This is a genomic window from Caballeronia choica, assembly GCF_001544535.1.
Lineage (GTDB): Bacteria > Pseudomonadota > Gammaproteobacteria > Burkholderiales > Burkholderiaceae > Caballeronia > Caballeronia choica.
The window spans coordinates 1-8,368 of record NZ_FCON02000227.1; the positions used below are offsets into that span (position 1 = coordinate 1).

Annotated in this window: 8 protein-coding genes; 2 read left to right on the plus strand and 6 right to left on the minus strand. The window is 65.2% G+C overall.

Annotated elements, in window-relative coordinates:
- Window positions 1-152: 152 nt before the first annotated feature.
- The 6 genes from AWB68_RS40430 to AWB68_RS40455 all read right to left on the minus strand — a co-directional run bounded on the left by AWB68_RS40430 (window position 153) and on the right by AWB68_RS40455 (window position 5,396).
- Window positions 153-1,121, minus strand: a complete 969-nt coding sequence (locus AWB68_RS40430; RefSeq protein ID WP_087649786.1) for a ferritin-like domain-containing protein — start codon at window positions 1,119-1,121, stop codon at window positions 153-155.
- A gap of 247 nt (window positions 1,122-1,368) precedes the next feature.
- Window positions 1,369-2,151 carry a histidine utilization transcriptional repressor HutC gene (hutC, locus tag AWB68_RS40435; RefSeq protein ID WP_087649787.1) on the minus strand — a complete coding sequence of 261 codons (783 nt, stop codon included), beginning with the start codon at window positions 2,149-2,151 and terminating at the stop codon, window positions 1,369-1,371.
- 101 nt (window positions 2,152-2,252) lie between these two features.
- Window positions 2,253-3,134, minus strand: a complete 882-nt coding sequence (locus AWB68_RS40440; RefSeq protein WP_087649788.1) for an amino acid ABC transporter ATP-binding protein — start codon at window positions 3,132-3,134, stop codon at window positions 2,253-2,255.
- 43 nt (window positions 3,135-3,177) lie between these two features.
- Entirely contained in the window at window positions 3,178-3,840 is a 663-nt protein-coding gene (locus tag AWB68_RS40445; protein ID WP_087649793.1) for an amino acid ABC transporter permease, read from the minus strand.
- A gap of 10 nt (window positions 3,841-3,850) precedes the next feature.
- Window positions 3,851-4,501 (minus strand): amino acid ABC transporter permease, encoded by a 651-nt coding sequence (locus tag AWB68_RS40450; protein WP_087649789.1) that lies wholly within the window; start codon window positions 4,499-4,501, stop codon window positions 3,851-3,853.
- A 67-nt stretch (window positions 4,502-4,568) separates the two neighbouring features.
- Window positions 4,569-5,396: a transporter substrate-binding domain-containing protein gene (locus AWB68_RS40455; protein WP_087649790.1), complete on the minus strand. Its 828-nt coding sequence runs from the start codon at window positions 5,394-5,396 to the stop codon at window positions 4,569-4,571.
- Window positions 5,397-5,664: 268 nt separating this feature from the next.
- Between AWB68_RS40455 and AWB68_RS40460 the strand changes: the two genes are divergently transcribed.
- Together AWB68_RS40460 and AWB68_RS40465 are read left to right on the plus strand one after the other, a co-directional pair.
- Window positions 5,665-6,654, plus strand: coding sequence for an isopenicillin N synthase family dioxygenase (locus AWB68_RS40460; protein ID WP_087649791.1), 990 nt, complete (start codon window positions 5,665-5,667; stop codon window positions 6,652-6,654).
- Window positions 6,651-8,042, plus strand: coding sequence for an FAD-binding oxidoreductase (locus AWB68_RS40465; protein WP_087649792.1), 1,392 nt, complete (start codon window positions 6,651-6,653; stop codon window positions 8,040-8,042). Before AWB68_RS40460 ends, AWB68_RS40465 begins: the two co-directional genes overlap by 4 nt.
- The last annotated feature ends 326 nt before the right edge of the window (window positions 8,043-8,368 follow it).

Genomic DNA, 8,368 nt, shown 5'->3' on the forward strand with positions numbered 1-8,368 from the left:
TTTCTTTGCTTACTTTCTTTGCAGCAGCAAAGAAAGTGAGTCCCGCCCCGGACAGGGGCAGAGCAAATAAACCAAAACCAAAACAAGTTCCACAGAAGCCCAGGCGCATCAAACGGTGTAAACAACACCACCCCACCCCAAGCGCCAGCAATTCAGGAACTCATGTGCAGTGTCCCATTAACCCCGTTCGGAAAGAACCCGCCTTTGACCGCCGCCGCGCTAGTCAGGTAGACGATGTTCAAAACGTCCCCGGGCGTGCGGCTGAACGCAATCCCATTCTGGTCCAGCGGCACGATATTGGCGATGTCGGGCGTCGCGCCCACGATGCCCTGGTCGTCGTCGACCGTATTGTCAAGACTGTCCCGCGCATCCGAGATCGCACCAGCCGCGGTGCGCAGGCTCGGCGTCTCGAGTCCTTTGGCGTAGAGCGTCGTGCGCACGATCGCCGCGTGATACGCCTCCGCCGCGAGAATGCCGGCCGCCGCTTCCAGATAGGTCTTGTTCGTGATGAGCGGCGACGCGCCCTTATAGGCGGTCACACCGACGTCCTCGAAAATGAACGCGCCAAGCAGGAAGTTGTTGTCGTTCGCGTACGGATTGAACGCCACGCCCGCGCCGACGAGACCCGCCGCGCGAGCCGCCGTCGAGAACGCGCCGTTCGGATCGGTCCCGCCGACATCGATGGCCGGTTGCGCGACCGCCGACGCGCCGAGCGTCGCGCGCAGGAACGCGACGTGTTCCATCTCGTCGCGCGCGATCTCTTTCGCGTATTGCGCGACGAGCGGGTCCTGGAACGGCACCTGTTGTCCGCCGATCACGGCGCCCGGCGTGCCTTGTCCGCCGAGCATGCCGGACGGCAACCCGGTCCCCGTCACCGCGTACTGGTAGAACTGCGCTTCGAGGTATTCGAGGTTCAGCGCGAAGTTGAGGATCTCCTCGTCGGTTGGCGCGGTCGTGCTCGCCATCACGTTGTTCCCGGAGCCGCCGCCGCATGCGCTGATGAGGGTGCCGCCGATCAGCCCCAACCCCAGACCGCCCGCATTGCGAAAGAACTGGCGACGTCTTGCGCGCCGGTCCGCCCGGCGGTCGAGCACACCCATCAGCACCGAAGCATCGTTCATGGTCATCTCCTTTTACTGGTTCGATCGGTTTGGCAACAAGCCTGCGAGGCGGCGTGCTCCGGGTACAAGAGACGGCCTTGCGCGATAGAACGATGGCGATCGCGGGCGCGAAGAAGCACCGGGCCGCATGTATGCGACCGTTTGGGCGTCTTCACATGCAGTTACGAACCGGCGCAGAGGATGGATGCAGACGGAAGGAAATAATCCGGGCGGGGAAGAAGCGACACCGTTACCTAAATGTGTGCGCCTAGCTTTGATAGCGCGAGTCGTCGGGCTTGAAGCGGCAGCCCAGCCGATAGCGCGAGCCGGGATGCACGAAGCGGGCGAACGTCACCGCGACGCTGCCCGTCCAAGTGCGGCGCATCAGCGTGAGGCAGGGTTCGTCGGCTGCGATTTCGAGCAGCTCGGCTTCGGAACGCGTCGGCAGGCAGGCATCGACGACGTGTTCGATCTCGTGCGCCGGCACCGTCGCCGCGAGATATTCGGAGGGACGCACGGCGGAGAAGTCCTGCTCGAGAAACGCGGGCGCGACCGCCGGATTCACATAGCGGTCTTCGAGCCGCACCGGCACGCCGTTCTCCCGATGCACGCAGATCAGGTGAAACACCGAAGAACTCGGCGGCAGGCTCAACGCGTTCGCGACCGCTGCCGGCGCGCTCTCGCGCTGCACGAGCAGGGTCTCGTAGCTGTACTCGTGGCCGCGCGAGCGAATCTCGTCGCCGATGTGCGCGATCATCAGCAGCGTGGATTGCGGCTTGGCCTTGGCGACGAACGTGCCGATGCCCGAGAGTCGCGTGATCCAGCCTTCGCCCGTCAGTTCGCGCAACGCTCGATTGATCGTCATGCGCGAGACGCCGAGGGATTCGACGAGACTCAACTCCGAAGGAATGCGGTCGCCGGGCTGCCACGTGCCCGCTTCGATCTTGCCGCGAATGTAGGTTTTCACCTGCGCATAGCGCGCGAGGGGAGCGTCGGTGTCGGCGTCGGTATCGGTGGCGTCCGAGGGCTTTGAGTGCATCGTTCCCGACATGACGCCGTCTCCTCAGTGGCGTGCTGGGCGCACGGAGTCGTTTGTGCTGCCGCCGCGCATGCGGTTCGCACGATCCGCCACGATGACCGAACCGCTCGCGCTCATGCCGGCTCTCCTTCATTGCCGCGCGACCAGAACGCATTGCGGTCGAAGTAGTTCTGCAAGAACTGCCGCAGGCGTGGATGCTGCGCGTCGTGGAAGACTTCGCGCGGACGGCCCTGCACCGCGATGCGCCCCTGGTCGATGAACATCACCTTGTCCGCGACCTGCGCGGCGAAACCCATCTCGTGCGTGACGACGGCCATCGTCATGCCGTCGCGCGCGAGTTGCTTCATCACCTGCAGCACTTCGCCGACGAGTTCCGGATCGAGCGCCGACGTGGGCTCGTCGAAGAGCATGATGTGCGGCTCCATCGCGAGCGCGCGCGCGATGGCGACGCGCTGTTGCTGGCCGCCCGAGAGCTTCGCAGGATAGGCATCGCCCTTGTGCGCGAGGCCGACCGTGTCGAGCATCGCGTTGGCGCGCCGCCTTGCGTCCGCGCGCGGCAGGTGCCGCACGCGCAAGAGCGCTTCCATCACGTTGTCGAGCGCGCTCATGTGCGGCCAGAGGTTGAACTGCTGGAACACCATGCCGATGTTGCGCCGCACGCGATTGATCTCGCCCTGCGACGCGCGCACGCGCCGGCCGTTGCGCTCGCCATAACCGAGCAGTTCGCCTTCGATGCGCACTTCGCCCTCGTCGTAGGTTTCGAGCGCGGCGAGGCAGCGCAGCAGCGTGCTCTTGCCCGAGCCCGACGGCCCGATGATGCACACGACTTCCGATCGCTCGATGTCGAGATCGACGCCGCGCAGGACTTCGACTTGGCCGAAACGTTTGCCGAGGTTGCGCACTTCGATGAGCGGCGCGGGCCGTGGCGAGACCGAAGGCGTCGCGGACAACGACTGGTCGGAGGCGGAGGCAGGAAGGTCGATCATGGCATTCATCGGTTCACCGGGTAACAGGCCATCGAGCCATAGGTCCCATCGGTCAGAGCATGAAGCGCGTGAGCCGCGCTTCCGCCCAGAGTCCCGCGCGCGACGCGAGCTCGACGAGCAGCAGATAGCAGACGCACAGCGCGAGCAGCGTTTCGACGAAAGCGAACGTGGCCGAGCCGATGCCGGTCAGCACGAACGTGAGTTCGGGCACCGTGACGATCGAGAGCACGGCAGTTTCCTTGCTGAGCACGATGATCAGGTTGACGAGCGCGGGCACGATCAGCACGAACGTCTGCGGAATCTGGATGCGCAGCACGGCCTGCCAGCGCGACATGCCGAGACACGACGCCGCTTCGAGATGACCGGGCGGCACCGAGCGAAAGCCCGAGCGGAACGCTTCGGCGAAGTATGCGCTGCCATAGAGGCCGAGGCCGAGCACGCCGGCTGTCAGCGGTTCGAGCGTGAGGCCGAACGACGGGCCGCCGTAGTAGAGCAGGAAGAGCTGCACGAGAAACGGCGTGCCGCGAAAGAGTTCGATGTAGGCGCGCAGCGCGCCGCGCACCCAGCGCCCGCAAAAGAGCTGCAGCAGCGCGATGACGAAGCCGATCGCAAGTCCGAGCACGACGCCCGCGATCCAGGTGCCGAGCGTCGTCGCGAGTCCCGCGCCGATGGCCGGCAGGTTGTGCGTGATGACGGACGGATCGAATTGCTGCATGGCGTAGTCCTCAGGCGTGTTGCAGGCGGACTTCGGCGGCATGCGCGACGAGCGAGAGCGCGCCGCAGATCACGAAGTAGATGAGGCCGGCCGCGACATAGGCTTCGAGCGGCCGGTAGGTGCTCGCCGCGATGTTCTGCGCGGTGCGCGTGATCTCGGCGATGCCGACCACCGAGATCAGCGACGACGCCTTGATGAGCAGCACCATCTCGTTGACGAGCGAAGGCAGCGTGAGCTTGAACGCCTGCGGGACGAGGATGCGGCGCAGCGTGTCGAACGGCGCGAGGCCGAGCATGCGCGCGGCTTCGATTTGTCCCGGCGGGATGGTCAGGAAGCCGCCGCGCAAAATCTCCGCGATGTAGGACGCCGAACACAGCGACACGGCGCTGACCGCCGCGACGAGCGGCGGCACGTTGATGCCCGCGAACGGCAGCAGGTAATACACGAGCAGAAGCTGCACGAGCATCGGCACGCCGCGAAAGAAAAACACGTACGCGCCGCCCGCGCGGCGCAACCAGCGCTGCGGCGAGAGCCGCGCCGAGCACACGCCGATCGCCACGAAGAAGCCGATCACGAGCCCGGCAAGCGAGATGCCCACGGTCGCGACCGCCGCCTGCAGCAGCAGCGGAATGCCTTGTACGAAGACGGTCATGCTGAACATGTCGATGGCGTCCGCGTTTAAAAAGGGCGAGGCCGCGCCTCGATGCGGCCAAGGCGCGTTGGTACGCTCAGTAGTTCGGCGTCGGCAGCGTCGCAGGGACTTCCATCGCCACGCCGAACCACTTCTTTTGCAGCGTCGCGAGGCGGCCGTCCTTGCTGAGCTTCAGGAGGGCGTTGTTGAACGCGTCGGCGAGCGGCTTGCTGTCCGCGTCCTTGCGCAGGCAATAGGCGAAGTACACCTTCGCGCCGAACGGCGGCTGCACGACCGCGAACGTGTCGGGCCGCTGCTTCGCGACATACGCGATGTTCGTCATCGAGTTCGCGACCGCGACGATGCGGCCCGCCGCGAGGTCCGCGTAGGCCTGGTTGTTGTCGACGTATTCGCGGATTTCCGGCGGCTTCGGCAGCGTGGCGGCGTAGGTCTTCAACTGGTCGAGTTGCGCCGAACCCTTGCCGCCGCCGACCGTCTTGCCTGCCACGTCAGACGATTGCTTGATGCTCGAATCGCCGGCGCGCTTGAGGAAAGCGTCGGTGGCATCGGCGACGGGCAGCGTATACGTATAGCGTTCCATGCGCGCTTTCGTCACCGTGATCGGGCCGCCGACCATGTCGAACTTGCCTGCTTCGAGGCCCGGCAGCACGCTCGGCCACGGCAGGTCGATGAAGCGCACCTTCACGCCGATCTCCTTGCCGATCTCGGCGAACAGGTCCTTGTTGAAGCCCGCTTGCTGGCCGTTTTCGAGGAAGTCGAACGGCGCGAACTGCATCTCCGTGCCGACGACGAGTTCGCCCGCCTTCTTCACCTTCGCGAGTTGATCGTCCGCATGGGCGACTGCGCTTGCCGCGCACAGTGCCAGCACGAGCACGCGACTTTTCCAGCCTGCAAGGATATTCATGAGAGTCTCCGGGGGTGGCAAAGCGGTCGTCGCGCGTCGTTGCGGTTGTCGAACGGCGAGGCATGCGGGGCAGTATATACCGCGAAATTTCGCCCATCAAAAAGAAAAACATCATGGAATGCCCGGTGTCGCCATAGGCTTTGGTCAGGCTACTGGCGTCGCTGCATTGCAGCTTGCAGGACTCGAATTGGCGGTATATACAACCGGGAATGCGCCGCGCCTTCATCGACATGAGGCCCGCAACGTCCCCCATGGAAGGAGCCAGCCGATGCCGTCCGTCACCCGAATCCCCGTCATCGATTTCAACGGCGTGCGTGCCGGCGATGCCACCGCGCTCGAACGCGTCGGCCGCGAGATTCGCGAAGCCTGCACCACCATCGGCTTCTTTTACATCGTGAATCATGGCGTGCCGCAAGCCGTGATCGATGCGGCGGAAGCGGCGGCGCGCAGGTTCTTCGCGTTTCCGGTCGAGACCAAGCGGCGGGCGGCGGTCAATCATCGGCATCGCGGCTTTAATTCGCTCGGCGACGCGACCATGTACCAGGCGAAGCGCCCCGACTACAAGGAATTCTTCAGCATCGGACTCGAGTTGCCGGAGGACGATCCGGACGTGCTCGCGGGCCAGGCGCTGCGCGGCCCGAACAACTGGCCCGACTTCATGCCCGAGTTGCGGCCGGCGCTCTATGGATACTACGAAGCGATCGGCGAATGCGGCAGCCATCTGCTGCGCGCGGTCGCGGCGAGCCTCGACATCGACGAGCATTTTTTCGCGTCGCGCTATGCCAAGCGCATGCAACGCACGCAAATGGTCTATTACCCGCCGCAGCCGCCGCAGTCCGATGAAGACCAGTTCGGCGTCGCGCCTCACACCGACTATGGCTGCATCACGCTCTTGTGGCAGGACCAGGTGGGCGGGCTGCAAGTGCGCGAGATCGCGAACGATACGTGGGTCGACGCGCCGCCGATCGAAGGCAGTTTCGTGGTCAACGTGGGCGACCTGCTCGCACGCTGGACCAACGACCGCTTTCGCTCGACGCTGCATCGCGTGATCAACGCATCGGGCCGCGAGCGCTATTCGATCGCGACCTTCTACGATCCCACTTACGGCGCGACGGTCGATCCGGCGGACCTCGGCACGCCCGCGGCCGAAGTGCATCACGCCCCGGTCGCGGCCGGCGACTACATTCTCGGGCGGATCAACGATTCGATGGGTTATCGCAAGAAGCGCGCGGCCGAACAGCAGGACGCGCCGGCATGAGCGCGCCGCTCGAGCGCACCATCGCCGCGTTGCGCGAGGCGCTGGGGGAGGACCGCGTGCGCGTCGGCGAGCAGATCGGCGAACGTTCGATGACCGACTGGACCGGCCACGCGCCCGCGCGCGCGGCGGCGCTCGTCGTGCCGCGCTCGACCGAAGAGGTGTCGCGGACGCTTGCGATCTGCAACGAGGCCCGTCAGAGCGTGGTCCCGCAAGGCGGCATGACGGGGCTTGCGGGCGGCGCGATCGCGAGTCCGGGCGACATCGCGTTGTCGCTCGAACGGCTTGCCGGCGTCGAGGAAATCGACGCGGCGTCCGCCACCATGACCGTCCTCGCGGGCACGACGTTGCAGGCGGCGCAAGAGGCTGCGTCGGCGGCGGGTTTCGAACTGACGCTCGATCTCGGCGCGCGCGGCTCGTGCCAGATCGGCGGCAATCTCGCGACCAATGCCGGCGGCAATCGGGTGATCCAGTCGGGCACGGCGCGCGAACAGGTGCTTGGCATCGAGGCCGTGCTCGCGAGCGGCGCCGTGCTCAGTTCGATGAACAAGATGATGAAGAACAATACGGGCTACGATCTGAAGCAGTTGTTCATCGGCTCGGAGGGCACGCTCGGCGTGATTACGCGGGCGGTGCTGCGCCTCTATCCGCCACGCGCGGAGCGGCATACCGCGCTCGTCGCGCTCGATGGTTACGACGCGGTGGTCGCGCTGTTGCGCACGCTCTCCGCGCGCTTCGGCAACGACATCGGCGCGTTCGAAATCATGTGGCCGGACTTCTTCGACTTCGGCGTCTCGCTGACGCAAGCCGCGCGCTCGCCGTTCGCGGCGGCGCATCCGCTCTATGCGCTGATCGAGCACGCCGGCTTCGACGCCGACGACAACGGCGAGCGCTTCGCCGCCGTGCTCGCCGAGGCGCTCGAGTCGCGTGCGGTGCGTGATGCGGTCGTTGCGCAGTCAGTGGCCGATGCGCGCGCGCTCTGGCGGATCCGCGAGTGCACCGCCGAATTCCCGGCGCGGCTCGATCCGATCAACTTCGACGTCAGCCTGCCGATCGGCGCGATCGGCCGGTTCGTCGACGAATGCCGCGCCGCGCTCGATGCGCGCTGGCCGTCGAATCGGTCGTACTACTTCGGCCATATCGGCGATTCGAACCTGCATGTGACCGTCGATGGGCATTCGGTGCCCGGCGTGGCGCATCACGACGTCTATGCGTTTGTCTACGACCTGGTCGTGCCGTACCGCGGGTCGGTGTCGGCGGAACATGGCATTGGCTTGCTCAAGCGCGAGTTTTTGCCGCTGTCGCGCTCGGTCGAGGAGATCGCCGCGATGACGGCGATCAAGCGCGCGCTCGATCCGAATGGCATCCTCAATCCCGGCAAGGTTGTTTAAGCAGCGGGATTTGGTTCGCTGGCGCTTGGGGTGGGGTGGGGTTGGGTTACACCGTTTGATGCACTCAGGCTTCTATTGAACTTGTTTTGTTTTTGGTTTATTTGCTCTGCCCCTGTCCGGGGCGGGACTCACTTTCTTTGCTGCTGCAAAGAAAGTAAGCAAAGAAAGCAGCTTCCCACCGCCAATGCTTGCCATGCGCCGCTAGCCCGTTATGTCGGAGTGGTCCAACCGGGGGAGTGTCGTTAGCGGGGTTTCCCCGTTGTTGGCATGTAGAAAAGGCGCGCACGTCGCACCGCGACAGGGAGTGGATCAGCAGTCATTCATCC

Excerpts from the sequence above, each read along its gene's own strand:
- AWB68_RS40430 (WP_087649786.1), bottom strand. The coding sequence starts at position 1,121 with ATGAACGATGCTTCGGTGCTGATGGGTGTGCTCGACCGCCGGGCGGAC.
- hutC (WP_087649787.1), bottom strand. The coding sequence starts at position 2,151 with ATGTCGGGAACGATGCACTCAAAGCCCTCGGACGCCACCGATACCGAC.
- AWB68_RS40440 (WP_087649788.1), bottom strand. The coding sequence starts at position 3,134 with ATGAATGCCATGATCGACCTTCCTGCCTCCGCCTCCGACCAGTCGTTG.
- AWB68_RS40445 (WP_087649793.1), bottom strand. The coding sequence starts at position 3,840 with ATGCAGCAATTCGATCCGTCCGTCATCACGCACAACCTGCCGGCCATC.
- AWB68_RS40450 (WP_087649789.1), bottom strand. The coding sequence starts at position 4,501 with ATGTTCAGCATGACCGTCTTCGTACAAGGCATTCCGCTGCTGCTGCAG.
- AWB68_RS40455 (WP_087649790.1), bottom strand. The coding sequence starts at position 5,396 with ATGAATATCCTTGCAGGCTGGAAAAGTCGCGTGCTCGTGCTGGCACTG.
- AWB68_RS40460 (WP_087649791.1), top strand. The coding sequence starts at position 5,665 with ATGCCGTCCGTCACCCGAATCCCCGTCATCGATTTCAACGGCGTGCGT.
- AWB68_RS40465 (WP_087649792.1), top strand. The coding sequence starts at position 6,651 with ATGAGCGCGCCGCTCGAGCGCACCATCGCCGCGTTGCGCGAGGCGCTG.